Here is a 24,822-nt window from a genome sequence, read left to right as displayed (position 1 = left end):
GTGCACCTCTTATTCCGTCATCCAACCCCGGTACAGATCGACGCCGGCCACGTAGTGCCAAACCCACCGCCATTCTTGCACCATGGCCTCGGCTGTCTCCTGGGAGGTGCTTCCGGTCGGAAGCACGCCCTCGTCGAGGAGGTGCTTGGCGACCGCCTTCTGCGTTGGTGGAGCGGCTCGCGGATACCTCGCCTCGAAAAGGACCGCAGCATCGTAGGCCTTTTCCCAGCCAGCTCGGATCGGTGCCGCGCCAAGAAGTTGTACGGCCATCACTGCGATCCCTTGCGAGTGGCGACGTCCGGCGACTTGGCCGCACCTTCCTGCGGCTGTTGCGGGGCGCGCTTTGTTAGCGCATCGAGCAAGGCCTGATCTTTAAGCCGGGCGAGGTCTGCCTCGTCCTGCATCGCTTCCATAAGGTCGTCCGCCGCCTGCTGTAGCGTCTTCATCGTCAAGCTCCTTGCCTGATGGGAAAAGTCTCCGCTGACGTCGCGCCACTCGCGCTCTCGCCCGTTGGCATCACAATCGCGCCGGCTCGCTCAGTTGCCTGCCGGAGCGGGTCGTCCATCAGGTGCGCATAGCGGGCCGTGGTGGCCGGCTGCGAGTGCCCGAGCAAGGCACCGATGATCGGTAGCGACAGGCCAGCCGACGCCAGGACGGAGGCGTAGGTGTGCCGCAGGTCGTGGAGGCGTGCCGTTGGCGTCAGCGTGATCCGCTCCTTGCCTTTGCTGTCCTTTGCAGATGTCGCCTGCACGATCCCGGCAGCGACACAAAGCTCACGCCATGCTCTTTTGATCTCGATCCGGTGCTGGCTGCCGCGGCCGGGGAACACGAAGGGCGACAGGTCTTCGCCACGCTTCGCGGCTGCCTTCTCTGCGGCGGCATGGATGGCGACGAGGAGTTGCCGGGCAGGGGCGGAGAGGGGGACGCGGTGCAGTGTCTTCTGCTTCGTGGTCGAGCCTGGTTTCGTCCACACGCCATCCTTGATGTCGAACTGATCCCACTTTGCGGCCTGGACCTCGCCACGGCGCGCGCCGGTCAGCAGCAACAGCCGCACAATGTTCGCGGCTTGTTGGTCCTCATGCTCGGCAAGCGCCTTGGTCAGGGTCGCCAACTCGGCGATAGACAAATACCGATGGCGCTTCTGCTCATCATTGCGCTCGACGCCCTTGGCGGGGTTGTCTGCGCGCCACCTCCACTTGATGGCGAGCCCAAACATCTTCGACAGAACGGCCACCGTCCTGTTTGCTAGATAGGGCGCGCCTTTCGAAATCTTTCGGTGCAGCTCATCGATGTCGGAAAACTCGACCTCAGCAACCTTCTTGTTTTTCAGGGCGGGCAGGATGTGGTTCTTGATCAAAGCCTTGTAGTCGCGAGAGGTTGAAGCTCGCTTCTTGGTCAGATGTTCTTCTTCGAAACGGTCGCACAGGTCGGCCACGGTCTTTGCGTCGCGCGCCGCGGCAACGTCACCCATTGGATCAGCGCCCACATCAACCTGCTGCTTGAGGCGTTTCGCTTCCTCGCGTGCGGGACCGCTTTTCCAGTCTGGGAAGGAGCCGATCGTATATCGGCGCTCCAGGCCGGAGCGAGTGCGGTAATTCAAGATGAAGGCCCGCGCGCCAGCCTTGGTAACGCGAACGCCAAAGCCCTTCACGTCGTCGTCATAGGTAATCTTGTTTCCGCTGGCGGGTGCCGGTAGGTTCTTGATCACGACATCTGAAAGCTTCACGTTAGGCTCCTGTGTCCGCACTGTGTCCGTCGGCCCGACGGCTAGCAGTGTGCGGTTATTGTCTCACAGTGTCCTGATTTGTCAAAAGGTGTCCTATAGAAATCAATGGCTTATGTGCAGACACGGATAAAATCAAATGAAAGCAACAGCTTGCCCAAAAGGCCAAAAAAGAACTTTTAATCAGTAGGTCTCGGGTTCGAACCCCGACGCGCTCACCAGAAATATTTCGTGCGGAAGTTGCTCCCTGTCAGCAGCCCCCGTCGCCGCCTACAATCGCCGCCCGGTCTTGACGTCGAACAGATGAGCACAGGCGCGGTCGATCTCGATCCGCATCTGCTCGCCCTGTTTCAGTGCCAGCCGCTCGCGGAAAAGGCAGGAGATTTCTTCTCCGGCGCAGTCGACCCTGGCAAAGATTTCCGAACCCGTTGCTTCCAGAAGCACGATCGTGCCGGGGATTCCTTTGGCGGTCGTCGCTCGGATGTGTTCGGGCCGGATGCCGTAGATGAGGTCGCGGCCGGGTATGTTTGCCAGGTCGATGCCTTCCGGCAGCGGCAAGATCAGTCCACCGGCGCTGCGGAAAACGCCTTCCTCGACATGGCCGCGAATGAAATTCATCGCCGGCGAGCCGATGAAGCCGGCAACGAAGAGGTTGGCCGGGCGATCGTAGAGATCGAGCGGCGCGCCGATCTGCTCGACAAGGCCGTCATGCAGCACGACGATCTTGTCGGCCATGGTCATGGCCTCGATCTGGTCGTGGGTGACGTAGATGGTGGTGGTTCCCAGCCGCTGGTGCAGCGCCTTGATCTCGCCGCGCATCTGCACGCGCAATTTGGCGTCGAGATTGGACAGCGGCTCGTCGAACAGGAACACCTGCGGGTCGCGCACGATGGCGCGGCCCATGGCGACGCGCTGGCGCTGGCCGCCGGAAAGCTGACGCGGATAGCGGTCGAGCAGCTTGTCCAGGCCGAGAATGCTGGCGGCCCTCCCGACGCGGCCGGCGGTGTCGGCCGGATCGGCTTTCTTGATCTTCAGGGCAAAGCCCATATTGTCGGCCACCGTCATATGCGGATAGAGCGCGTAGTTCTGGAACACCATGGCGATGTTTCGGTCGCGCGCCCTGAGATTGTTGACGACGCGATCGCCAATGGCGATCCTGCCGCCCGTGATCGTTTCCAGTCCGGCAATCATGCGCAGCAGCGTAGACTTTCCGCAGCCCGACGGCCCGACCAGGATGACGAATTCGCCATCGGCGATGTCGACGCTGACATCGTGGATGATCTTGGCGGCTCCGAAAGCCTTCTGAACGTTGTTGATTGTTACCGATGCCATTGGATTTCTCCCGGAAATGAGTCATGTCGGGGCCGTGCCTCAGCCGCCCTTGACGGCGCCTGCGGTCAGCCCGGCGACGATCTGCCTTTGCGCGAACAGGGTCAGCACCAGCACCGGCAGCGTGACCACAAGTGCTGCGGCGGCGAGCGGACCCCAGCTCACCTGCTCGTAGGAAAGCATGTTGTAGACGGCGACCGGCAGCGTGCGGGTCTCGCGGCTGGCGAGCACAATGCCGAAGACGAAATTGTTCCATGAGAAGATGATCGACAGGATGAAGGCGACGACAATGCCCGGCTTGGCGATGGGCAAGGCGACCAGCCGGAACACCTGCCAGGAACTGGCGCCATCGATGTTGGCCGCTTCTTCCAGCTCCATCGGCGTGGTCTCGAAATAGCCGATCATCACCCAGACCACGATCGGCACCGTCACCACCAGATGGATGATGATCTGCGGCCACAGCGTGCCGAGAATGCCGACCCACTGGAACAGCAGGAACAGCGGAATGAGATAGGAAAGCCCCGGCGTCATGCGGGCGATCATGATGACCACCGCCGAGCGTTCGGCCTTGAGCCGCGCGATGCCATAGCCCGCCGGCACGCCGATCAGCAGCGCCAGCAACGTTGCCGTGCCCGTCACCAGAACCGAATTCCAGAAATAGAGCAGGAAATTGTGCTCCTCGAATACCTTCACATAGTTCGACCAGGCGAGATGTTCCGGGATCAGGATCGGCGGGTAGGCACCGTTGTCGATCTCGAACTTCAGCGACAGCGAGATCATCCAGAGGAAGAACAGGATCGCCGGCGAGACGAAGACCAGAGCCGCGAAAAACAGCCCGATCCGGTTGAGCAGCCGTGAACTCATCTATTTGCCCTCCACCCTGATCCATTGGGAGCGCTGGCGGAGCATCAGCAGGATGAAGGACAGCGCGACGATGACGATGAAGAACACCACGGCCATGGCCGAGCCATAGCCGATGTCGTAGTAGGAGAAGGCGGTGTTGTAGAGATAGATGTTGATGGTTTCCGAGGCCGTGCCCGGTCCGCCCTGGGTCATCGCGTAGATGATGTCAAAACTCTTCAGCGCATCGATGGTGCGGATGATCATGGCGATCATCAGGAACGGCGCGATCATCGGCAAGGTGAGATAGCGGAACTGCTGCCAGGCGTTGGCGCCGTCGATCTCGGCGCTCTCGAAGGGCTCGCGCGGCACGGAGGCCAAGCCGCCCAGCACGATCAGCATCACCAGCGGCGTCCACTGCCAGGTCTCGACCGCAACCAGGGACGGGATGACCGTCCTTGCGTTAAAGATCCATTCCTGCGCCGGAATGCCGACCAGCGACAACAGATAGTTGAGCACGCCAAGCTGGGGATGGAACATCATCGTCCAGACCAGCGCCACGGCGACTGGCGTTGCCATCATCGGCATGACGAAGACGCCGCGCAACAGGCCGCGCAGCGGAAATTTGGCGTCGAAGATCAGCGCCGCGACAGTGCCAAGGAACATCGGCGCCGCGACCGAAAGCGCCGTGTAGGTCAGCGTATGGAAAAGCGATTCCCAGAAGCGTTGGTCGACTGCCAGCCGCAGGTAATTTTCCATCCCGGCAAAGCTTCGCGCCTGTCCGAGGGTCCAGCGGTTGACGCTCATCCACAGCGTGAAGGCCCAGGGAAAGACGATCACGGCGCCGACGACGACGAGCGCCGGGACGACGAAAGGCCAGTAGTTGGGAGCCAGACGGATGGTCTGGCCCCCTTCGATGGCTTGCGTCGTCACCCCGGTGCGTTCTGGGGTGATGGCGGACATCAGCCTTGCTCGCTCCGGTCGAGCACCGGCTGGAACTGCTCGGTGGCCTTCTTCAGTTCCTCTGCCGGATCGGCGCCGGCGATCAGATTGGTCAGCGCCACGCCATAGATGTCGCGGAACTCGGTGACCGGAATGATGACCGGCAGCGACAGCCGGCTGACATTGCCCGAGCCGACCACGGCATCGAGCCAACTCGCCGGCATGGTGACGCCTTCGCGCACCTTGGGGTCTTCCAGCACCGACTTGCGGAACGGCACGCCGGCGCCAGCCTGCAGCAGGCGCGCACCCATCGCAGGCGAAATCGCCCACTGGCAGAACAGATAGGCAGCTTCCTTCTTCTCGCTGGTGGCCGTCACGCCGAGGCCGTCACCAAAGGTGCCCGCGGCATGCGCCTTGGGGCCCTTGGGCATGACGCCGTAGCCGACCTTGCCGACCACACGCGACTTTTCCGGATTTTCCATCGGCGGGGCAAAGCCGACGCCATCGAACCACATGCCGATCTTGCCTTGCAGGAAGGCGGACTGGGCTTCGGCCCAGTTGAATCCGGTGACGCCTGGAGGCGCCGACTTGGTCATCAGCCGCTGGTAGAGGCTGGCGGCCTCGATCGCCTCGGGCGAGGTCGTGCGCAGCTTGCCCTTGTCATCGAGCGGCGTCATGTCGTAGCCGAGCATCAGCGACGTCCATACCGGCGTGTTGGCGTTTTTCAGGCCGCGGGCGACAAAGCCGTAGGTGTTGGTCGACGGGTCGGTCAGCGCTTCGGCGGCCGCCACCAGTTGCTCGAAGGTTTCAGGGTATTTGAGGCCCTTGGCCTCGAACAATTCCTTGTTCCAGTAGACGATCCAGTAATCCACCGAGAACGGCAGCGAGCGCAGCACGCCCTGGCCGTCCTTGGCAAACAGCATGCCGGCATCGGCGAAATCGGTTTCCACCAGCGCAGGATCGGTCAGGGTCGGGTCAGCGAGATAGCCTGATATGTCGGCCAGCCAGTCGCCCTTTTCGAACTGGCGCTTCTGCACGTGGTAGCTCAGATGCACGACGTCGAAGCTCGGTTTGCCGGAGCTCAGTTCGATCACCGTCTTCTGGCGCTGCTGCTGTTCCGGCGTCGCTTCGGCATTGACCTTGATCCCGGTCAGTTCCTCGAACTCGGCGATGTATTTTATCAGCGTGTCGCTGCGCGGGCTTTTCACCAGATTGACGTCAAGCGTCGTTCCCGCAAAGCGCTTCCAGTCGACGCCGGCGGCAAAGCTTGGGCGAACGCCCGCAAAGCCGGCGGCGGCAAGCGCCGCGGTTCCCTGAAGCAGTTGCCTCCTGGTTGGGTTGAACAGATTGCACGACATTTCTTCCTCCCGGTTGTTGTCGTTATCGATTGCATCGCGGACCGCGGTGCGGCTCAGGTTTCCTCAGATCTGCAGCGCCAGCCGGCGCGCCTTGTCGATATGCAGACTGATCGCCTCGACCGCCTTCCCTGGATCGCGGCTCTCCATGGCTTCGATCACCGCCAGGTGCTCGCGCATCACCGGCACGACGCGCCCGTCGATACGGAACCGCTCCTGGTGGATCAGGCGGATCTTCACCGAATTGACCAGATAGGCCTTGGCGATGATCTCGTTGCCCAGCGCATCGATGAACGTGTCGTGCATGGCCCAGTCGATGGTCTGCGCCTTGGCCTCCATCTCCGGCGTCGGGGTCTGCGCAAGCGCCTGGGCATGCATGTCCTCATGCTCGCGCCGCAAGCGGGCAAGCTCGGCATCGGAGGCGCTGACCGTAAACAGCGCCACCGCTTCACGCTCCATGAACAGGCGGAACTGAAAGGCCTCGCGGATCAGGCTGATATCTATATGGGCGATCTGCATGCCGCGCTGCGGAATGGTCGTCAGCAGTCCTTCCGCCTCGAGACGCGGCACGATCTCGCGAATGGCGCCGAGCGGCAGTCCGGTGAAGGCAACCAGCTCACGTTGCGACACGAACTGGCCTGGCTTGAAGTCGCGCGCCAGCAAATGCCGCGTGAAGCTGGCATAGGCCTTCTCCCTGAGGGTGGTCGGTTCGTTGCCGTCTTCCATTTCGGCGCGCTTCCTTTTGCCGGTCAGGCCGGTTCCCTGGCAAACAAGCTGTCATAGGCTGAGGCAAGCTGCTGCTGCCCTTGCAACGCGATCGGCTCCAGCGGCGGACGGACCGCCAGCCAGCGCTCGTCGCCGGTCTTACGCGCCACCATCACCTTTACCGCCGGGGTGACCGGATATTTGAGCAATTCGAGCACAAAACTCTCGACGCGAGGATCGTCGCGCCCGTCCTCGGCCATGGCGCGGATTTCGCCCGGGACGAAATTGGCCATGCCCGAGATTGCGCCTTGAGCACCCAGTCGCACCGCACGCGCCAGATGCCTTTCATCGCCGATCAGGATCACCAGATCGCCATGGGCGGCAAGCAGCGCCTCGCTGTAGCTCCAATTTCCACCGGAATCCTTGACCCCGGCGACCACGTCGGGAAAAGCAGTGCGCAACCGGCCGATCAGGCCAAGCGAAAGCTGCACCATGGTAACCGAAGGGATGTTGTAGAGCAGCACGTCACGGGCGAGGGGGCCGAGCGCGGCAAAGACGGCGGAGAACCAGCCGAAAAGGCCGTCCTCGCCGACATTCTTGAAGTAGCTCGGCGGGGCCAGCAGAATGTTTCGGGCGCCTCGCTGCAAGGCATGCTGTGCCTGTTCGGCGGCGTCTTCGGCGGCGTCGACCAGCACGCCGGCAACGAGTTGATGCGGCAGGATTCCAGCAGCCAGCATGGCCTCGGTCACCGACCGCCGCTCCGTCGTGCCCACCGATGCGCCTTCCCCTGTGGTGCCGAAAAGCGTCACGCTGCCGCAACCCTGCGCCAGGCAACTTTCGGCCTGAGCGATCATGGGGGCGGTGGCGATCTGCCCGCGGGCATCGAAAGGCGTGGCGAGAGCGGCCGAAAGGCCAAAGCGTGATGTCACCGGAAGGTCTCCGAAGCAGGTATGTATGCTGTGCTAGCACACTAACATGTTAGTCGTAAATTGGGGTGGTGCGCTTTTTTTAACAGCGGAGGCCCCCCACCTTTTTTATCGAGAGGTTCACGGGTTCAAGCCATGGCGGATCGAGACCATTGGCGAAACAGCAGGATGGCCCAGTGTTCGGGCGCGGAGCGGCAGCTCCAACCTTGTCCCCATCCCAGTCGATGGCTAAACTCAGCCTTTCCCAGGGGAGGTTCTGACATGACACTTCAGCTTTCGGCGGATGCTGTCGCTCCTAAGGCGGCGGCGCCTCAAAAGTACCTCTTCGGCCCGGTCGCCGATTTCCTCATGCTGGGCGGCAGCGCGTTTCTCATCCTGCCGGTGCTGTTTCTCGTTCCGCTCGAATATGAGGGTCCGGTGGCCGCAACGATGGTGATCGTTGCCTATCTCGTGAACTATCCCCACTTCGCCCACTCCTACCAGCTTTTCTACCGCAATTTCGGGCGCAAGGTGACGGGCGACGGCTACGACAGGAGCCTGCAGCTTCGCTACATCTTCGCGGGCATTGTCGTGCCCCTCGCCATGGCCGGGTTCTTCGCCTATGGCGCGGCGGCGGCGAACACGCGCCTGCTCGGCTATGCCACCAACGCCATGTTCTTTTTTGTCGGTTGGCACTACGTCAAGCAGGGCTACGGCATGCTGATGGTGGATGCGGTGCTGAAGCGCAAATTCTTCAACGACCGCGACAAGAAGGTGCTGCTGGTCAACTCCTATGCCGTGTGGATCCTGGCATGGCTGCAGACGAATACGGCGGTCACCCAGGGCAAATATTATGGCCTGGACTATTACACATTCGCGGCCCCTTCCTGGATTACCGACATCGGCGTGCTGGCGGCCGTTGCGTCGACGACGGCCACGCTCTTGATGCTGGTCAATCGTTGGCGGAAGAACGGCGGCGGCCTGCCCTATAACGGTTTGGTGGCCTATGTGGCGTCGCTCTATCTCTGGATCTTGATTGCGCGCGTAAACCCGCTTTGGCTGCTGATCGTGCCCGCGCTCCACTCGCTGCAGTATCTCGCCGTGGTCTGGCGCTACCAGACGAACGTCGAGCGCGACAGTTCCGATGCCGAAAGCGATCCGCAGCCGAAAATCCTGTCCTTTCTCGGCCCCCTCTACAGGTTTCGGCTCGTCGGCTTTATCGTCGGCGGCACGGCCCTTGGCTATCTCGGCTTCTGGCTGATCCCATCCGCGCTGACGGCCTTGATTCCCTATGACAGGCAAGTGCTGGGGTCATCGCTGTTCTTCTTCATCGTGCTGATCTTCATCAATGTGCATCATTATTTTCTGGACAATGTGATGTGGCGCCGAGGCAATCCGGAGGTATCGAAGTATCTGTTCCGCTGACTGATGCGCAGACTGTCGAGCCCGGTTTTCGTCAGCTGTCGAGTATGCCATTGCGAGCGTGATCGTCAGTGCAACGGAGAGCCCTGGAATGGCGGAGTGCTTTTCCGAGAGCCGCCTGGAAAAATACCCTGCGGTGGCATCTGTACCGGCGTTGGCGCCGCCGGCGTGACCCTCGACGCGTGAGTTGCGGCCGACGTGCGGCGGGATCGGCTGGAACGTCACGAAACCAGTGAGACATTGCCGCCGGCATGGCGCTCGATGCGGCCGGCAAGGTCGAGTTCCAGCAGCACCATGGAGACTTGCGCGGCGTTGAGGCCGGTGTGGCGGATGATCTCGTCCACGCCCACCGGCGTTGGGCCTAGCACTTCGAGCACGCCGCTGCGTTCGTCCTCACCGGGCGGGGGAGTTGCCGAAAAATCGGGTGCCTTTTCTGGCGGCGCAATGCTTCGCGTTCGCGTGCCCGCCAAGGGTGCGATCGCACCGGAAACATCGGCCGCCTCGGTGACCAGGGTGGCGCCGTCCTTGAGCAGGCCGTTGGAGCCGGCGCAGCGCGGATCGAGCGGCGAACCCGGTACGGCAAAGACCAGCCGGCCCATCTCGCCGGCCAGGCGCGCGCTGATCAGCGAGCCGGAGCGTTGCGCAGCTTCGATGACCACCAGTCCGAGGGCGGCGCCCGCGACAAGCCGGTTGCGGCGCGGAAAATCCTGCGCCCGCGGCTGCCAGCCGAACGGCATTTCCGAAATAACGGCGCCGCCACGCTCGGCAATGTCTTCGCACAAGCCGATATTTTCGGGCGGGTAGGGGACATCGAGCCCACCGGCCAGCACACCCACTGTACCAGTCGAGAGACTGCCCTGGTGTGCTGCCGTGTCGATGCCGCGCGCCAGGCCGGAAACGATGACGTAGCCGTCGCGGCCAAGATCCGCCGCCAGCATGCGCGCCATCTTGATGCCGGCGAGCGACGCGTTGCGGGCGCCGACGATGGCCACCGCCGGCAGGCGAAAGACGGCTGCCTCGCCCTTCACGGCAATCAGTGGCGGCGGATTGTCCATGTTTTTCAGCATCGGCGGGTAGTCGGCCTCGCCGATGCCGACGAAGCGGGCGCCGTTTTCACTGGCTGCGTCGAGTTCCGCTTCGGCTTCCTCCACGGAAGGAATGCGCATGATCCTTTTGGCTCCGCCCGAAATCATCAGCTCGGGCAGCATCTCCAACGCCGCCTCCGCCGAACCAAAGCGGTTGATCAATTCGCGAAACGAGGCCGGGCCGACATTTTGTGTGCGGATCAGCCGCAGCCAGCTCAGCCGCTGCCAGTCGCTGAGGCGCGGCCCGGCGGCGGGCTTGCTCAACCCTTGGCTCCGATCTTGCCTTCGGTGCCGGCAAGAAGGCGCGAAATGTTGGCGCGATGTTTGAAGATGACGATCAGGCTCATCACCAGGAACAGCCCGGCGGTCTCAGGTGTGCTCCAGAAATAAAGCGCGATCGGCACGATGACCGCCGCCGTCAGCGCTGCCAGCGAGGAATAGCGAAACAGAAAAGCCATCGCCAGCCAGACGACGATAAAAATCAGCGCCACATGCCAGCCGAGCGCGATCAGCACGCCGAGATAGGTCGCCACGCCCTTGCCGCCCTTGAAACCGAGCCAGACCGGAAACAGATGGCCAAGGAAGGCGCCAAGGCCCGCCCAGAGTCCAAGGCCGGCCCACAGTCCGTAGTCGTGTCCAAAATGGCGCGCGATCATCACCGCCGCCGTACCCTTCAACGCGTCGAGCACCAGCGTCGCGGCGGCGAGGCCCTTGTTGCCGGTGCGCAGAACGTTGGTGGCGCCGATATTGCCGGAGCCGATTTTGCGCACATCGCCGAGGCCGGCCGCGCGGGTGATCAAGAGGCCGAAGGGAATCGAGCCGAGGAGATAGCCGAACAGCAATGCCAGGATAACGTTATAACTCATTGTTTGCCCCCGCATTTCCCCAGCAACATATCGGTCTGCGACGTGGCGCGATCGCTCTAGCTCGAAAACACTGTGCGGCCCGCCACCAGCGTTTGCAAGACCATGCCTTGCAGCCGCGCACCTTCGAAGCAGGTGTTTTTCGAGCGCGAGCGGATGCCGCTTTCACTCACGATCCAGGGTTCTTCAAGGTCGATCAGCGCAAGATCGGCCGGCGCTCCCGGCTTCAGCGTGCCGCCCGGCAGGCCGAACAGCCTTGCTGGTGCGGTGGACAGTGTTTCGACCAGCCGAAGTAGCGGCACGTCGCCATTGTGGTAGAGCCGAAGCGCTGCTCCAAGCAGCGTCTCCAACCCGATCGCGCCGGCAGCTGCATCGGCGAAGGGAAGGCGCTTGGTGTCGACATCCTGAGGGTCGTGCGAGGAGACGATGATGTCGATGGTGCCGTCCTTGACCGCCTCGATCATGGCCAGCCGGTCTTCCTCGGCGCGCAAAGGCGGCGTCAGCCGGAAGAAGGTGCGGTATTCCCCGACATCGTTTTCGTTCAGCGACAGATTGTGGATCGCCACGCCCGCCGTGACATTGGCCTGGTCGGCTTTCGCCCGCGTCACCGCTTGCGCTGCCGTCGCCGTCGAGATCTTGGCCGCGTGGTAGGCGCCGCGCGTCAGCCGCGCCAGCGCCAGGTCGCGCTCCAGCGGGATGGACTCGGCCTCGCGCGGAATGCCGGCAAGGCCGAGCCAGCTGGCATACAGGCCTTCATTCATCACGCCTGCCGAAGCGAGGTCGCCATCCTGTGTCTCATGTGCGATGACGCCACCGAAATCGCGGGCATAGGTGAGAGCCCGGCGCATCACCAGTGCGCTGGATATTGTGTGCCGCCCATCGGTGAAGGCGACCGCACCGGCCTCGCGCAACAGGCCGAATTCGGTCATCTCGCGACCGGCGAGGCCTTTGGTGATCGCCGCCGCCGGAAAGATGTTGACGCTTGCCGTGTCCCGGGCGGTGCGCAGCACGAATTCGACCAGCGCGACATTGTCGATCACCGGGTCCGTGTCGGGCATCATAACGACGGAGGTAACGCCGCCGGCCGCCGCCGCAACGCTGGCCGAAGCGATGGTCTCGCGATGTTCGCCGCCCGGTTCGCCGATGAAGACGCGCGCGTCGATCAGGCCGGGAATGATTGCCTTGCCGGCGCAGTCGACCACGGTGGCTCCCGCCGGCAGGCCCTGGTTCAGGGCAGCCTTGCCGGCGGCAACGATCTTTTTCCCCTCGACGATCACGGTGCCGACCTCGTCGATGCCGCGTGACGGGTCGACGATGCGGGCGCGCTCAAAGACCGTCGTGCTCATGCCACCCGGCCCTCGTTGCGGCGCGGGTCGAGCAGCGCTTCCATCACCGCCATGCGCACGGCGACACCCATCTCGACCTGTTCCTGGATGACGCTTTGGGGACCGTCGGCGATTTCGGACGCAATCTCGACGCCGCGGTTCATCGGACCGGGATGCATCACCAGCGCGCCGTCCTTGGCGGCCTTCAGCTTTTCGGCATCGAGGCCGAAATAGCGGAAATATTCGCGTACCGAAGGCACGAAGGCGCCTTCCATCCGCTCACGCTGCAGGCGCAGCATCATCACCACGTCGGCGCCCTTGAGGCCCTCGGCCATCGAGCGCGAGACGATGACGCCCATTTTCTCGATGCCGGTGGGCAGCAGCGTCGACGGCGCCACGACCCGCACCTGCGCGCCAAGCGCGTTCAACAGCATGATGTTGGAACGCGCGACGCGCGAATGCAGGATGTCGCCGCAGATCGCTACGATCAGTTTCGACAGCGGCCCCTTGGCGCGGCGGATGGTCAGCGCGTCGAGCAGCGCCTGCGTCGGGTGTTCATGCGCGCCGTCGCCGGCATTGACCACCGAGCAGCCGACCTTCTGCGCCAAAAGGGCGGCGGCGCCCGCAGACTGGTGGCGGATGATCAGGATGTCGGGCCGCATGGCGTTCAGCGTCATCGCCGTGTCGATCAGCGTCTCGCCCTTCTTCACCGAAGAGCTCGCCACCGACATGTTCATGACGTCGGCGCCGAGCCGTTTCCCGGCCAGTTCGAACGACGACTGCGTGCGCGTCGAGGCTTCGTAGAAGAGGTTGATCTGGGTGCGGCCGCGCAGCGTCGAGGTCTTCTTTTCGGACTGCCGCGAAATGGCGACGGCGCGATCGGCCCGGTCGAGCAGGAGCTCGATATCACCGGGGGAAAGATCGCGGATGCCCAGAAGATGGCGGTGAGGATAAAGCGGCAGGGACGAAGCGTCGGTCATCTCAAGGCGCTGCTATAGGGGGGAGAATTCCTTGCCGCAAGCGCCAGCTTGGGATTGCGGCCTTTCTCCCCGGTATTTTCGTCGCGCGCGCCGCCTGGCTTGGGCTATATCTAGCCGATTGCTTCGGATTCGAAGCCTTGTGATGATAAGGCCTTTCTACCGTTAGAAGGCCCTTCTACTTTCAGAAGGATTGGGCGTGACCGACGACGTGACCAACCAGCCGCCGCCGCTGACGGGCGGCAACGCCTGGCGGGGCGATCCGTTGCTGATCCAGCTTGCCGAGCGTTTTTCCGATCCGGTGCGCAAGGACCTCGACGGGCTTGGCCGGTTCGTCCTGACGCAGGAGGCGCAGGAGCTGGCGCGCCTCGCCAATGTCGAGACGCCGAAGCTCCGCACGCATGACCGTCAGGGCCGGCGCATCGACCTCGTCGAATTCCATCCGGCCTATCATGCGCTGATGCGCCGCTCGGTTGCCGGCGGCCTGCATTCCTCGATCTGGGAAAACGGCGATAGCGAGATCGGCCGTCGCCATCAGGTGCGCGCCGCGCGTTTCTACCTGACCGCCGAACTCGAGACCGGGCATCTCTGCCCCATCACCATGACCAGCGCTTCGCTGGCCGCCCTGATGGCCAGCCCAAAGCTGTTTCGCGAATGGGCGCCGCGCGTGACGACGCGCAAATACGACCAGAGCCAGAAGCCGCCGGTCGACAAGGCCGGGCTGACGCTCGGCATGGGCATGACCGAAAAGCAGGGCGGCACCGACGTGCGCGCCAACACCACACGGGCCGAACGCGCCGGCAGCGGCTTTTATCGCCTCACCGGCCACAAATGGTTCATGTCGGCGCCGATGTCGGACGCTTTTCTCGTGCTTGGACAGGCGCCGGAAGGGCTTTCCTGTTTTCTCGTCCCGCGCATCCTCGGCGACGGTTCCGGCAACGGCTTCCGCTTTCAGCGGCTGAAGGACAAGCTCGGCAACCGCTCCAACGCCTCATCGGAGGTAGAGTTCGTCAACGCCATCGGCGAGATGGTCGGCGAGCCCGGCGCCGGTATAAAGACGATCATGGACATGGTCACGCTGACCCGGCTCGACTGCGCCGTCGCCTCGTCGGCAATCATGCGAGCGGGGCTGGCTGAGGCCGTGCATCACGCCCGTCACCGCCAGGTGGCCGGCTCGACGCTGATCGAACAGCCGCTTATGCAGCGCGTGCTGGCGGACATGGCGCTCGATGTCGCCGCCGCCACGGCACTCTCGTTCCGACTGGCGCGCTCCTTCGACGAGGCTGCCGGCGACCGCGGCGAGGCTGCTTTTGCCCGCGCCATGACCCCGGTGGTCAAATACTGGGTCTGCAAGATCGCGCCGCCACTGCTCTATGAGGCGATGGAGTGCCTCGGCGGCAATGGCTATGTCGAGGAAGCGCCGCTCGCCCGCTACTACCGCGAAGCCCCGGTCAATGCGATCTGGGAGGGCTCAGGCAATGTCATGGCGCTCGACGTGCTGCGCGTGCTCGGCCGCGCGCCCGGCCTGTTCGAGGAGGTGCTGGCCGGCATCGACCGCGATCTCGGCGCCGGCGGACGCGGAACCATTGGCGTGCTCAAGGCGGCCATGCAGGTCGCCGGCACCGATGAGGGGTCGGCCCGCCTGCTGACCGAACAGCTGGCGCTGTCGGCGGCAGCTGCGGAATTGCGCCGGCTGGGGGCAGGGCGGATTGCGGACGCCTTCGTCGAGACGCGGCTCGCCGGCCAGTGGCGCAACACCTATGGCATGCTCGATTCGCGCCACGATGCGCGCATGATCATCGACACGCTCTATCCGCCGGTGAATTGAGGGCCTTCCGCCAGGCCGTGAACGAATTTGCCTGCCTGTGGACAGCCGTTAACCTTAACGAATGGTTTCCGTTGCAGCCGCAGGCCGCAGACCCCACTGTCTTTGTCACCAAAGCAGGAATGCCATGCGGCACATTTTGACGTCCTTTCTGGCCTTGCACTGGGCGCTGGTTTTCGCCCTGCTGGCGTTCATCTGTGTCGATGGAAACCGCGGCGTTGCGGGCGCTCTGGGCGTGCTCGGCGTCGTCGTGGAAAACACTCGTCTGGCCGATCTCGACAATGCTGCCGTCGTGGCGCCGCTGGCCATCGCCTTGCTGGTCGTGGCGGTGCTGTTTTGCTGGGTCTTCGTCGAGAGCCTGGTTAACGCCGCAGCGAGCCCGGACGAAGCCGACAGTGTGGCGCGGACCGCCTTCATTTCGGCATCCGCGGTGTTGTCGCTCATCCTGATCGGCGGCGCAGCGCGAGGCATCAACGGCCTGTTTTTGGTTGTCGCCGTGCAATTGGCGGCACTTCTGGCCTCCTATGTCGCCATGCTGGCCGAGCGGAGGTCGGTCTTCGCTGTCATGGTTTCTCGGGAGGCAGAGAGCCGCGCCACCGCCCATGCCATGGCCAAGGGTGCCGCGCACGGCTCCTTGCTATCGCGCATTTCCGGCCGTCCGGACATTGGTCCCAGCGGTCGCAGAGGCGGCTCCAGCCGCAGGGACGGTCACTGATGCGCACGCTGTTCGCATTGTGGGCCGCGCCACTCGCTCTGTTCTGGGGCTGGTTCTTCCTGTCGCTCAACGACATCAATTTCGGCTACGTCATGCTCAGCCGGCAGCTGCATGATTTCGTGTTTCAGCTCTACGGGCAGATGCTGGGCATCGATCCGGCGATCATTCCGGGCATGGTGGCAAGGGCCTGCATCTTCGACGGCTTCCTGCTGATGGCATTGTGGGCGTTTCGCCGCCGCCGCAACATCATGGCCTGGGTCAGGCGGCAGGCGGGGAATCCGGTTCCGTCCGATCGCGTGGGTCAAGCGACTGGAGCCGGTCCAGAACTCCCTGCAGAATAAAGGCCGCAGCCGCCGAATCGATCTTGCCGGCGCGCTTTCGGCGCGAGAAATCCATCTCGATCAGCGTCCGCTCCGCCGCCACCGTCGACAGCCGCTCGTCCCACAGCACAAAGGGCAGGTCGGTTATACCTGCCATGTTGCGCACGAAGGCGCGCGACTTCTGGGCGCGGGGACCTTCCGAACCGTCCATGTTGATGGGGAGACCGAGTACAAACGCGCCGACATTGTCCTTCTGCAGCTGGGCGAGCAGCGCTGCCGCATCCAGCGAAAACTTTTTGCGCAGGATGACCGCGCGCGGATGGGCGAAGGACAGGCCGCGGTCGGAAACGGCGACACCGATCGTCTTGTCGCCGAGGTCGAGCCCGGCCAGCGTCCTGCCGCCCTCCAGCCGTGCCGGCAGATCCTCGATTGCTATGATGCCCAACGGCTTTCCCCAACCAGTTTTACCGTGACCCAGTCTAACCGTGACCCAGACTTGCCGTCACAAAGAGCGCGACACGTTCTTTTGAACCGCGAGCACACTATGTCACTTTAATTTTGCTGCCGGCGTTCTATCTTCCGGCGCAACCAAAATCGAGGAACACGATCGATGAAATTGACCTGGTACGGACATTCCGCCTTCCGCGTCGAGACATCAGGCGCGAACATCCTGATCGACCCCTATCTCGTCGGCAACCCATCATGGACGAGCGGCTGGGAGGGGCCGGCGGAAGGCGTCACCCATGTGCTTCTGACCCACGGCCACAGTGATCATGTCAGCGGCGCGGTGGAGGTGCTGAAGAAGAGCGGCGCCCAGCTGGTCGCCAATTACGAGATCTGCATGTACCTGGTCGGCAAGGGCGTCGACGGCAAGAAGATCAATCCCGGCAATCATGGCGGCACCGTCGATTGCGGTGCCTTCACCACCACATTCGTGCAGGCACTGCATTCCTCGTCGTTTGGGCTCGATGGCGGCCAGAACGTCTACCTCGGCAATCCCAACGGGCTGGTCCTGCATTTCCCGGAGGACAAGACGCTCTACCATATGGGCGACACCGACATCTTCTCCGATATGGCGCTGATCGAGGAATTGCATGAGCCGAAGATCGGCCTCGTGCCGGTCGGCGACCGCTTCACCATGGGCGGCGCGGTGGCGGCCCTGGCCTGCCGGCGCTTCTTCCACTTCGACACCGTCGTGCCATGCCACTTCGGCACCTTCCCGATCATCGACGCGACGGCGGAGAAGTTCGTGGCCGGCCTCGAAGGATCAGGTGTCGACGTAGCCTTGCCAGCCATCGGCCAAACGATCACACTATAGAGCGATCGTTGAAACGATCCCTTGTCGCAAAGGGGAATTAAACCATGGGTTTGAGAGAGACTCTTTGCGTTTCGATGCTGGTCGCTGCGTCGCCCGCATCCGCCGCCGAGGACTTCATCAAGGGCGTTTACCTCCAGACCCAGGAGCTTTGCGCGCAAGCCAAAAAGGACACGCTGCAGACGCTGATCGACACCGGCAATGTCATCTTGTCGGCGGACGGCCTGCAAAGCGTCGAGTATAATTGCGAGTTCGTCCAGGTCACCAAGGCGACGCGCTCGCCGAGCTGGGCGGTCACTGCCATCTGCCAGGAGCCGGGCTTTCTCTTTCCCGATATACTGTCGATCACGCAGATGAACGCGACCCAAATCGACATCGTCTCGGTGCGCCCGACCGCCGACGAAGGCGAGCAGGCCGGCAATGGCGGCAGCTATTATCTGTGCGAGGGTGTATCGCTGCCCTAGGCTGAAATGCCGCCCTGGCATGAACGGGCTCTATCCCCAAGCACGATCGATGTTGCGCGGCACGCGCCACGCCGCTATAGCGCCATCTGGTTTTCCCAAAGGCTAAAGACATGTCCGTTGATCTGCAAACTGTGAAGCGCGTCGCGCGTCTCGCCCGCATTGCGGTGAGCGAGGAGGATGCCGAGCGCATGACCGGCGAGCTGAACGCCATTCTGGGCTTTGTCGAGCAGCTGAACGAGGTCGATGTCTCCGGCGTCGAACCGATGACATCGGTGACCCCGATGGAGATGAAGAAGCGCCAAGACATCGTCACCGACGGCAACAAGGCTGCCGATATCGTCGCCAACGCGCCGGCCACTGACGAGAATTTCTTCCTCGTGCCGAAGGTCGTGGAGTAGCTGGCCGATGGCAATCGAGATCGCCGTCGAAACGCCGCTGCAGGACGATGTCCGCGCTTTGGTCGAGGAGCTCAACGCGGCTCTGTTCGAACTGACGCCGCCGGAGCATTGCTACCATCTGACGGTCGAGCAGATGGCTGGCGACGACACCACCGTCTTTATCGCCCGCGACGACGGGCAAGCCATCGGCTGCGGCGCGCTGAAGCGCCATGATGCCCGCGTCGGTGAGGTCAAGCGTATGTACACGCGGCCTTCGCATCGAGGCAGGAAGATCGGCGCCAAGATCGTCGAACATGTCGAAACGCTGGCGCGCAGCGAAGGGCTGAAGCGCCTGGTGCTTGAAACCGGCGACCGCCATCCCGCCGCCTGGACCGTCTACGAACGCGCCGGCTTCTCGCGCTGCGGGCCGGTGCTGGATTATCCCGATTCCGAGTGGTCGGTGTTTTACGAAAAGAGCCTTTGATGAGCGAACTGACCCATCTGACAATTTCGCAGGCGCGCGCCAAGCTGCGCGCCAAGGAGATTTCGGCCGTCGAAATCACCGAGGCCTATCTCGGTGCCATCGAGCGCGCCAATCCGGTCCTCAACGCATATATCGTCGTCACGGGCGACAAGGCGCGCGACATGGCCAAGGCGTCGGATGCCAGACTGGCCAAGGGCGAGGGCGGTGCGCTGGAAGGCATCCCGCTCGGCATCAAGGACCTGTTCGGCACCGAAGGTATCCACACCCAGGCCTGCAGCCATGTGCTGGACGGCTTCAAGCCGCGCTACGAATCGACCGTCACCGCCAATCTGTGGGCAGACGGCGCCGTCATGCTGGGCAAGCTTAACATGGACGAGTTCGCCATGGGCTCGTCCAACGAGACCTCCTATTACGGCCCTGTCGTCAATCCGTGGCGGCGTTCGCGCCTCGACACGGTGGTGATGCCGACCACGCATCAGGGCGATGGCGGTTTCGTTTCGGCCGGCGGCACGAAGACCGCGCGCACGCTGGACAATGCCCAACTGGTGCCGGGGGGCTCGTCGGGGGGCTCGGCTTCCGCCGTCTCGGCTTTCCTGTGCGCCGGCGCCACCGCCACCGACACCGGCGGCTCGATCCGCCAGCCAGCCGCCTTCACCGGCACCGTCGGCATCAAGCCGACCTATGGCCGCTGCTCGCGCTGGGGCATCGTCGCCTTCGCTTCGTCGCTCGATCAGGCCGGCCCGATCGCCCGGGACGTGCGCGATGCCGCGATCATGCTGAAGTCCATGGCCTCGGTCGACGCCAAGGACACCACTTCCGTCGACCGGCCGGTGCCGGATTACGAGGCGGCGATCGGCAAACCGATCAGGGGCATGAAGGTCGGCATTCCCCGGGAATACCGCGTCGACGGCATGCCGGAAGAGATCGAGGCGCTGTGGCAGAAGGGCATTGCCTGGCTCAGGGATGCCGGCGCCGAGATCGTCGACATCTCGCTGCCGCACACCAAATACGCTTTGCCGGCTTATTATATCGTTGCGCCCGCCGAAGCGTCATCCAATCTGGCGCGCTATGACGGCGTCCGCTACGGCCTGCGCGTGCCGGGCCAGGACATTGTCGACATGTACGAAAAGACCCGAGCCGCCGGGTTCGGTCGGGAGGTCAAGCGTCGCATCATGATCGGCACCTATGTGCTGTCGGCAGGCTATTACGATGCCTACTATCTGCAGGCGCAGAAGGTGCGCAATTTGATCAAGCGCGACTTCGAGACGGTTTTTGCCGACGGCGTCGACGTCATCCTGACGCCGGCGACGCCGTCGGCCGCCTTCGGCATCGCTGACGAGGACATGGCCGCCGATCCGGTCAAAATGTACCTCAACGACATTTTCACGGTGACCGTGAACATGGCCGGACTGCCGGGCATTGCCGTGCCTGCCGGCCTCGATGCCAAGGGCCTGCCGCTCGGCCTGCAGCTGATTGGCCGCCCCTTCGACGAGGAAACCCTGTTCCAGACAGCCGCCGTCATCGAGCAGGCGGCGGGAACCTTCCAGCCGGAGAAGTGGTGGTAGCATGCCGCCTCCGTCTCGCATTTCCATCGTCGAGACGGGAAACGAACTGCTGATCACGAACCCGCCACGCACCTCGGATTTCAGGACAGTCTTTGTCCTGATCGGGGCCGCGATCGTCGCCTACACCGGCTACATGGGATTGACGCTCACCAGCGGCACGCTCGGCCTGCTGTCCTTCGTGGCGGTCATTGCCCTCTTCACCTATTTCCTGGGCAAGGATTTCATCTGGCGGGTGTTCGGCAGGGAAACCCTGCGGCTGACCGACACCGCAGCCGTGCGCTCGGTGAGGGGTTCTTTGCGAAATCGGTGGTCACTGCCTTTGAAAGGGCATCTTAGGGTCGAAATCCTCGACCACACCTATCCCACGGACGAAGTGGAACTGTCGGAAGTCATCAGCTTGACCAACGCGAACGGCGTCCTTGTTTTCGGCAGGGAGTTAAGCCGCCTCGAAGCGGAAGCGGTAGCGAGTGCGGTCGAGCACTTCACCGGCCGTCACAATTTGAGCTGGAGATAGGCAGGCAATGTTCTTCTATCTCTCCAAGATCTTCTGGTTCTTCGTCCAACCACTCAACCTGGCGATCTTCCTGCTGCTTGCCGGCTTGCTCGCGGCGCTGATCGGCCGCCGGCGATTGGCGGCGACGGGCAGTGTGTTCGCCTTCCTGATTCTGGCGCTGTCGGCCTGGACGTCGCTTGGCGCCATGATGCTCAATCCGCTCGAAGAGCGCTTCCCAAAGCCGCCGCTGCCGCGGAAGGTCGACGGCATTGTCGTGCTCGGCGGCGGCTTCGAGGGCGCCATCAACTTGGCGCGCGGCGGCTATGAGCTGAATTCCGGCGGCGACCGCATGGTCGAGGCGGCGATCCTTGCCCGGCGCTTTCCCGAGGCGAAAGTGGTTATCTCGGGCGGCACCGGTGAACTGTTCATCGATGGCGAGGGGGATGCGGCCACCGCGCCGCGGCTGCTCGGTGCGCTTGGCGTCGACGCCGATCGCCTGATGCTCGAGAGCAAATCCCGCAACACCTATGAGAATGCCGTCTTCACCAAGGAACTGGTAACGCCGAAATCGGGCGAAACCTGGCTGCTGGTGACCTCCGCCTTCCACATGCCGCGCGCCAAGGCGCTGTTCGACAAGGCCGGCTTTCACACGGTCCCGTGGCCGGTCGACTATCGCACCTCGGGCAAGGAAGGCTTTGGCCTGTTTCGCGACAACGCACCCGATTCGCTGCAGACCACGACCATGGCGATCCGCGAGTGGATCGGGCTCGCCGCCTATTGGCTGTCGGGCCGGATCGACCAGCTTTTCCCCGGCCCGGGCGGCTGACCGATCACGGCTTGCCTTGCGGCGGAAAAGAACTGACGCCGCACCAGCACTGCCAGTAGCAGCAGCGTCGACAGCACGAACACGATCGGGTCGACGAACCAGCCGAGATAGCCGATCGAGAAGAACACCGCGCGCAGGCCTGAATTGAAATGCTTGCCGGCCAGCATGTTCATGCGCGCCGCGCGCCACACCGCCGTTTCGCTGACCGGGTTGCGTGACGCCTCGCCATAGGGGATCGGCACCGCGCCGATCAGGATCGTGCAGTAGTTGAAGAGACGGTAGGCCCAGCCGAACTTGAAGAAGGCGAAGGCCAGGATCAGGACCAGGCCAAAGACCTTGATCTGAAAGGCGGAGCGCGATGAGGTCGCGTTCAACGGCAGGTCGTTCAGCACGGCAAGGACCTGATCCGAGGCGCCAAGCAGCGCGAAACAGCCACCGAGCGCAATCAGCGAACTGGAGGCGAAAAAGGCGGTGCCTTGCTGCAGGCCGCTCATGATGGCGGTGTCGACGATGCGGATTTCGCGCTCGGCCATGGTGCGCATCCAGGCCTCGCGCTGCACGTTCATGGCCATCGTCAACGACACCCGGCTGACCAGTCTGCCGTCGGACGCCAGCGTATGCAGCAACCATGCAAGCAGGAAAAAAGCCAGCGCCGCCAGATCAGCCGTCGACAGATGGAAGGAATCGCCCATGCCCCCTTTTACCACAGGCAAAGCGGTCAGTTCGATGCTCCAAAGCATGTCGCCCAGAAGTGAGCTGCGGTTCTGGGACAACCACATGCATTAAAACAAGAACTTAAAGCGCGTCGCATGAACCCGTTTCAGCGCGACGCGCTTTCAGCCGGGGATGTCGCTGCCGGAGCAAACAAGGTCGGCAGGTGCAGCGCCGCAATCCGCAAAACAGCACAAACATCATGGAAAGTCCTATATGTAGGTCTTGATCCCATTCCCGGAGACGGCGCAGCGTGTTTCTTTCGGTTTTCGACTTGTTCAAGATCGGCATCGGACCGTCGAGTTCGCACACGATGGGACCGATGACGGCGGCGCAGCGGTTTCTCGACGAGATCGCCGGCGATGACTGGCCGCGCCCGGCCGGCGTCAAGGTCGATCGCATTGGCGCCAGCCTGCACGGCTCGCTCGCCTATACCGGTATCGGCCATGGCTCGGATCGCGCCGTTGTCCTCGGCCTTGCCGGCCTGACACCGCAGACGGTCGATCCCGATCAGGCCGAGGGCATCGCCACGCGCGTCGCAGCCGAGAAGCAGATATCGCCCCGCGGCCATCCCTCCTATCGCTTCGACCCGGCGACGGATCTGGTGCTCGACCGCAAGACGCCGCTCACCGGCCACGCCAACGGCATGGCCTTCTACGCTTACGATGCCGGCGACCGGCTGCTGCTCAAGCGCATCTACTATTCCATCGGCGGCGGCTTCGTGGTGTCCGAGGAAGAGCTGCAGCGGATGAAGGTGAAGGGCTCGGTGACCACAGAAGGCAAGAAGGTGCCCTATCCCTTCAAGAATGCCGTCGAGATGCTGAAGATGGCAGGCAAAAGCGGCCTGTCTATCGCCGACATGAAGCGCATCAATGAAGAGACGCATATGTCGCGCGAGGAGCTCGACAGTGGCCTTGATGCGATCTGGGGCGCCATGAAGGGCTGCATCGACCGCGGCCTGTCGCAGGATGGCATCATGCCGGGCGGGCTGAAAGTGCGCCGTCGTGCCCGCATGCTGCACGACAAGCTGCAGGAGCAATGGCAGCAGAACAAGCCCAACCCTTTGCTGGCCAATGACTGGCTGTCGATCTACGCCATGGCGGTGAACGAAGAGAACGCCGCCGGTGGACGCGTCGTCACCGCGCCGACCAATGGCGCGGCCGGCACATTGCCGGCGGTGCTGCGTTACTGGCTGCATTTCCACCCCGAGGCCGACCAGCCGAGCATCCGCGACTTCCTGCTCACGGCCGCCGCCGTCGGCGGCATCATCAAGACCAATGCCTCGATCTCCGGCGCCGAGGTCGGCTGCCAGGGCGAGGTCGGTTCGGCCTCGGCGATGGCTGCCGCCGGTCTCTGCGCCGTCATGGGCGGCACGCCCGAGCAGGTCGAGAACGCCGCCGAAATCGCGCTCGAACATCATCTCGGCATGACCTGCGATCCGGTCGGCGGCCTGGTCCAGGTGCCTTGCATCGAGCGCAATGCGCTCGGCGCCGTCAAGGCGGTCACCGCCGCCTCTCTGGCGATCAAAGGCGACGGCGTCCATTTCGTGCCGCTCGACGCCGCGATCGAAACAATGCGCCAGACGGGCCTCGACATGAACGAGAAGTACAAGGAAACCAGCCTTGGTGGGCTCGCCGTCAATGTCGTGGAATGCTGACCGTGCAACGCCACTGGCACTGTGGAGAAGTCGGGCAGGGCCGTTGACGCAATCGCGCGCCGGACTAAACCTTAAGCGATGGCACTCAATCTCCTAAAACTGTGCGTCGGTTGCGACAGCGTCGAGGACCTCGAAGAATGGATCACCTTTCGCGTCGATGAGCGCCGCCGCGCCGGCGAACCCGCCGAGCACTGGCACACCACCCGCATGGTGCCGGCGCGCGGCGCCGAGGTGACCGATGGGGGTTCGCTTTATTGGGTGATCAAGGGCAGCGTGCAATGCCGCCAGCTGATCACTGATATCAGGCCCTTCACCGACGACGAAGGCATCGGCCGTTGCCGCCTGATGCTCGACCTCGACGTCGTGCGCACCGACTGGCAGCCGCGCCGCGCCTTCCAGGGCTGGCGTTATCTCAGACCTTCGGATGCGCCCGCCGATATCGGCAAGGGCAAGGCCGGAATGGTCGAGATGCCGCCGAAACTGAAGCGCGAGCTCGCCGATCTGGGCTTGCTGTAGAGCCAAGGGCGCGGCCGCTTCTCCCAGATCGTCGAGCGCTGGCCCTTCATCTTGTCCAAGGCTGGACTTGCAAGGGGCCCGAC

28 protein-coding genes are annotated in these 24,822 nt (G+C 63.3%); 13 read left to right on the top strand and 15 right to left on the bottom strand.

What is annotated here, in order from left to right; all coding sequences use genetic code 11:
* Positions 1 to 9: 9 nt before the first annotated feature.
* The 9 genes from X751_RS146690 to X751_RS146725 form a co-directional block, all read right to left on the bottom strand.
* Positions 10 to 270, bottom strand: coding sequence for a hypothetical protein (locus tag X751_RS146690; RefSeq protein ID WP_023745133.1), 261 nt, complete (start codon positions 268 to 270; stop codon positions 10 to 12).
* Positions 270 to 446 carry a hypothetical protein gene (locus tag X751_RS1000000167020; RefSeq protein WP_023745132.1) on the bottom strand — a complete coding sequence of 59 codons (177 nt, stop codon included), beginning with the start codon at positions 444 to 446 and terminating at the stop codon, positions 270 to 272. Before X751_RS1000000167020 ends, X751_RS146690 begins: the two co-directional genes overlap by 1 nt.
* Positions 447 to 448: 2 nt before the next feature.
* A complete protein-coding gene (locus X751_RS146695) occupies positions 449 to 1,726 on the bottom strand; it encodes a site-specific integrase (RefSeq protein WP_050592381.1) in 1,278 nt (425 codons plus the stop codon).
* A 267-nt stretch (positions 1,727 to 1,993) separates the two neighbouring features.
* A complete protein-coding gene (ugpC, locus tag X751_RS146700) occupies positions 1,994 to 3,055 on the bottom strand; it encodes a sn-glycerol-3-phosphate ABC transporter ATP-binding protein UgpC (RefSeq protein WP_023745130.1) in 1,062 nt (353 codons plus the stop codon).
* A 39-nt stretch (positions 3,056 to 3,094) separates the two neighbouring features.
* The gene (locus X751_RS146705; RefSeq protein WP_023745129.1) at positions 3,095 to 3,916 is read right to left on the bottom strand and encodes a carbohydrate ABC transporter permease; all 822 of its coding nucleotides are present in this window, start codon (positions 3,914 to 3,916) and stop codon (positions 3,095 to 3,097) included.
* On the bottom strand, positions 3,917 to 4,855 hold the full coding sequence (locus X751_RS146710) for a sugar ABC transporter permease (RefSeq protein WP_023745128.1): 939 nt from the start codon (positions 4,853 to 4,855) through the stop codon (positions 3,917 to 3,919). It abuts the gene before it with no gap.
* Entirely contained in the window at positions 4,855 to 6,192 is a 1,338-nt protein-coding gene (locus X751_RS146715; protein WP_023745127.1) for a sugar ABC transporter substrate-binding protein, read from the bottom strand. Before X751_RS146715 ends, X751_RS146710 begins: the two co-directional genes overlap by 1 nt.
* Before the next feature lie 63 nt (positions 6,193 to 6,255).
* The gene (locus tag X751_RS146720) at positions 6,256 to 6,915 is read right to left on the bottom strand and encodes a GntR family transcriptional regulator (RefSeq protein WP_023706209.1); all 660 of its coding nucleotides are present in this window, start codon (positions 6,913 to 6,915) and stop codon (positions 6,256 to 6,258) included.
* Between the two features lie 23 nt (positions 6,916 to 6,938).
* Complete coding sequence (locus X751_RS146725) at positions 6,939 to 7,823, bottom strand: dihydrodipicolinate synthase family protein (protein WP_023745126.1); 885 nt, start codon at positions 7,821 to 7,823, stop codon at positions 6,939 to 6,941.
* A 258-nt stretch (positions 7,824 to 8,081) separates the two neighbouring features.
* Here X751_RS146725 and X751_RS146730 point away from each other — a divergent pair, with 258 nt between their 5' ends.
* Complete coding sequence (locus X751_RS146730) at positions 8,082 to 9,224, top strand: hypothetical protein (RefSeq protein ID WP_023745125.1); 1,143 nt, start codon at positions 8,082 to 8,084, stop codon at positions 9,222 to 9,224.
* A 218-nt stretch (positions 9,225 to 9,442) separates the two neighbouring features.
* Here X751_RS146730 and dprA read toward each other — a convergent pair whose 3' ends face one another.
* Genes dprA through X751_RS146750 form a run of 4 tightly spaced genes read right to left on the bottom strand, consistent with a single transcriptional unit; the run spans position 9,443 to position 13,474 of the window.
* Entirely contained in the window at positions 9,443 to 10,570 is a 1,128-nt protein-coding gene (gene dprA / locus X751_RS146735; RefSeq protein ID WP_023745124.1) for a DNA-processing protein DprA, read from the bottom strand.
* Complete coding sequence (plsY, locus tag X751_RS146740; protein WP_023696534.1) at positions 10,567 to 11,172, bottom strand: glycerol-3-phosphate 1-O-acyltransferase PlsY; 606 nt, start codon at positions 11,170 to 11,172, stop codon at positions 10,567 to 10,569. Before plsY ends, dprA begins: the two co-directional genes overlap by 4 nt.
* Positions 11,173 to 11,228: 56 nt before the next feature.
* On the bottom strand, positions 11,229 to 12,515 hold the full coding sequence (locus tag X751_RS146745; protein ID WP_023684667.1) for a dihydroorotase: 1,287 nt from the start codon (positions 12,513 to 12,515) through the stop codon (positions 11,229 to 11,231).
* Positions 12,512 to 13,474, bottom strand: coding sequence for an aspartate carbamoyltransferase catalytic subunit (locus tag X751_RS146750; RefSeq protein ID WP_023684668.1), 963 nt, complete (start codon positions 13,472 to 13,474; stop codon positions 12,512 to 12,514). Before X751_RS146750 ends, X751_RS146745 begins: the two co-directional genes overlap by 4 nt.
* Positions 13,475 to 13,670: 196 nt before the next feature.
* Here X751_RS146750 and X751_RS146755 point away from each other — a divergent pair, with 196 nt between their 5' ends.
* The 3 genes from X751_RS146755 (at position 13,671) to X751_RS1000000165750 (ending at position 16,352) form a co-directional block, all read left to right on the top strand.
* Positions 13,671 to 15,299 carry a DNA alkylation response protein gene (locus X751_RS146755; protein ID WP_023670993.1) on the top strand — a complete coding sequence of 543 codons (1,629 nt, stop codon included), beginning with the start codon at positions 13,671 to 13,673 and terminating at the stop codon, positions 15,297 to 15,299.
* A gap of 124 nt (positions 15,300 to 15,423) precedes the next feature.
* Positions 15,424 to 16,011: a hypothetical protein gene (locus X751_RS146760; protein WP_023726664.1), complete on the top strand. Its 588-nt coding sequence runs from the start codon at positions 15,424 to 15,426 to the stop codon at positions 16,009 to 16,011.
* The gene (locus X751_RS1000000165750; RefSeq protein WP_023670995.1) at positions 16,011 to 16,352 is read left to right on the top strand and encodes a DUF6105 family protein; all 342 of its coding nucleotides are present in this window, start codon (positions 16,011 to 16,013) and stop codon (positions 16,350 to 16,352) included. The genes X751_RS146760 and X751_RS1000000165750 overlap by 1 nt, the downstream gene beginning before the upstream one ends.
* Here the strand turns inward: X751_RS1000000165750 and ruvX are convergent.
* Positions 16,270 to 16,776, bottom strand: coding sequence for a Holliday junction resolvase RuvX (ruvX, locus tag X751_RS146765; protein WP_023688595.1), 507 nt, complete (start codon positions 16,774 to 16,776; stop codon positions 16,270 to 16,272). The genes X751_RS1000000165750 and ruvX overlap by 83 nt on opposite strands.
* Positions 16,777 to 16,941: 165 nt before the next feature.
* Here ruvX and X751_RS146770 point away from each other — a divergent pair, with 165 nt between their 5' ends.
* The 7 genes from X751_RS146770 to X751_RS146800 all read left to right on the top strand — a co-directional run bounded on the left by X751_RS146770 (position 16,942) and on the right by X751_RS146800 (position 21,855).
* Positions 16,942 to 17,649, top strand: a complete 708-nt coding sequence (locus tag X751_RS146770; RefSeq protein ID WP_023670997.1) for a metal-dependent hydrolase — start codon at positions 16,942 to 16,944, stop codon at positions 17,647 to 17,649.
* A 44-nt stretch (positions 17,650 to 17,693) separates the two neighbouring features.
* Complete coding sequence (locus X751_RS146775) at positions 17,694 to 18,110, top strand: hypothetical protein (RefSeq protein ID WP_023670998.1); 417 nt, start codon at positions 17,694 to 17,696, stop codon at positions 18,108 to 18,110.
* A 110-nt stretch (positions 18,111 to 18,220) separates the two neighbouring features.
* Positions 18,221 to 18,508 (top strand): Asp-tRNA(Asn)/Glu-tRNA(Gln) amidotransferase subunit GatC, encoded by a 288-nt coding sequence (gatC, locus tag X751_RS146780; protein WP_023670999.1) that lies wholly within the window; start codon positions 18,221 to 18,223, stop codon positions 18,506 to 18,508.
* A 7-nt stretch (positions 18,509 to 18,515) separates the two neighbouring features.
* Positions 18,516 to 18,971 (top strand): GNAT family N-acetyltransferase, encoded by a 456-nt coding sequence (locus tag X751_RS146785; RefSeq protein WP_023736575.1) that lies wholly within the window; start codon positions 18,516 to 18,518, stop codon positions 18,969 to 18,971.
* A complete protein-coding gene (locus X751_RS146790) occupies positions 18,971 to 20,536 on the top strand; it encodes an amidase family protein (protein ID WP_023726660.1) in 1,566 nt (521 codons plus the stop codon). The genes X751_RS146785 and X751_RS146790 overlap by 1 nt, the downstream gene beginning before the upstream one ends.
* 1 nt (position 20,537) lies before the next feature.
* Positions 20,538 to 21,050 (top strand): hypothetical protein, encoded by a 513-nt coding sequence (locus tag X751_RS146795; RefSeq protein WP_023745123.1) that lies wholly within the window; start codon positions 20,538 to 20,540, stop codon positions 21,048 to 21,050.
* 7 nt (positions 21,051 to 21,057) lie between these two features.
* Entirely contained in the window at positions 21,058 to 21,855 is a 798-nt protein-coding gene (locus X751_RS146800; RefSeq protein WP_023684677.1) for a YdcF family protein, read from the top strand.
* Here the strand turns inward: X751_RS146800 and X751_RS146805 are convergent.
* Positions 21,804 to 22,547 carry a DUF599 domain-containing protein gene (locus X751_RS146805; RefSeq protein ID WP_023671004.1) on the bottom strand — a complete coding sequence of 248 codons (744 nt, stop codon included), beginning with the start codon at positions 22,545 to 22,547 and terminating at the stop codon, positions 21,804 to 21,806. The two genes, X751_RS146800 and X751_RS146805, sit on opposite strands and share 52 nt — an antisense overlap.
* 272 nt (positions 22,548 to 22,819) lie before the next feature.
* Between X751_RS146805 and X751_RS146810 the strand changes: the two genes are divergently transcribed.
* Both X751_RS146810 and X751_RS146815 read left to right on the top strand, forming a co-directional pair.
* Positions 22,820 to 24,223 carry an L-serine ammonia-lyase gene (locus tag X751_RS146810; protein ID WP_023696541.1) on the top strand — a complete coding sequence of 468 codons (1,404 nt, stop codon included), beginning with the start codon at positions 22,820 to 22,822 and terminating at the stop codon, positions 24,221 to 24,223.
* Between the two features lie 78 nt (positions 24,224 to 24,301).
* A complete protein-coding gene (locus tag X751_RS146815) occupies positions 24,302 to 24,739 on the top strand; it encodes a DUF1489 family protein (protein ID WP_023745122.1) in 438 nt (145 codons plus the stop codon).
* The last annotated feature ends 83 nt before the right edge of the window (positions 24,740 to 24,822 follow it).

The sequence above is a fragment of the Mesorhizobium sp. LNJC394B00 genome (genome assembly GCF_000502555.1).
Taxonomy (GTDB): Bacteria; Pseudomonadota; Alphaproteobacteria; order Rhizobiales; family Rhizobiaceae; genus Mesorhizobium.
The sequence above is the reverse complement of the archived record's forward strand: the minus strand, read 5'-3'. Positions and strand labels throughout refer to the sequence as shown.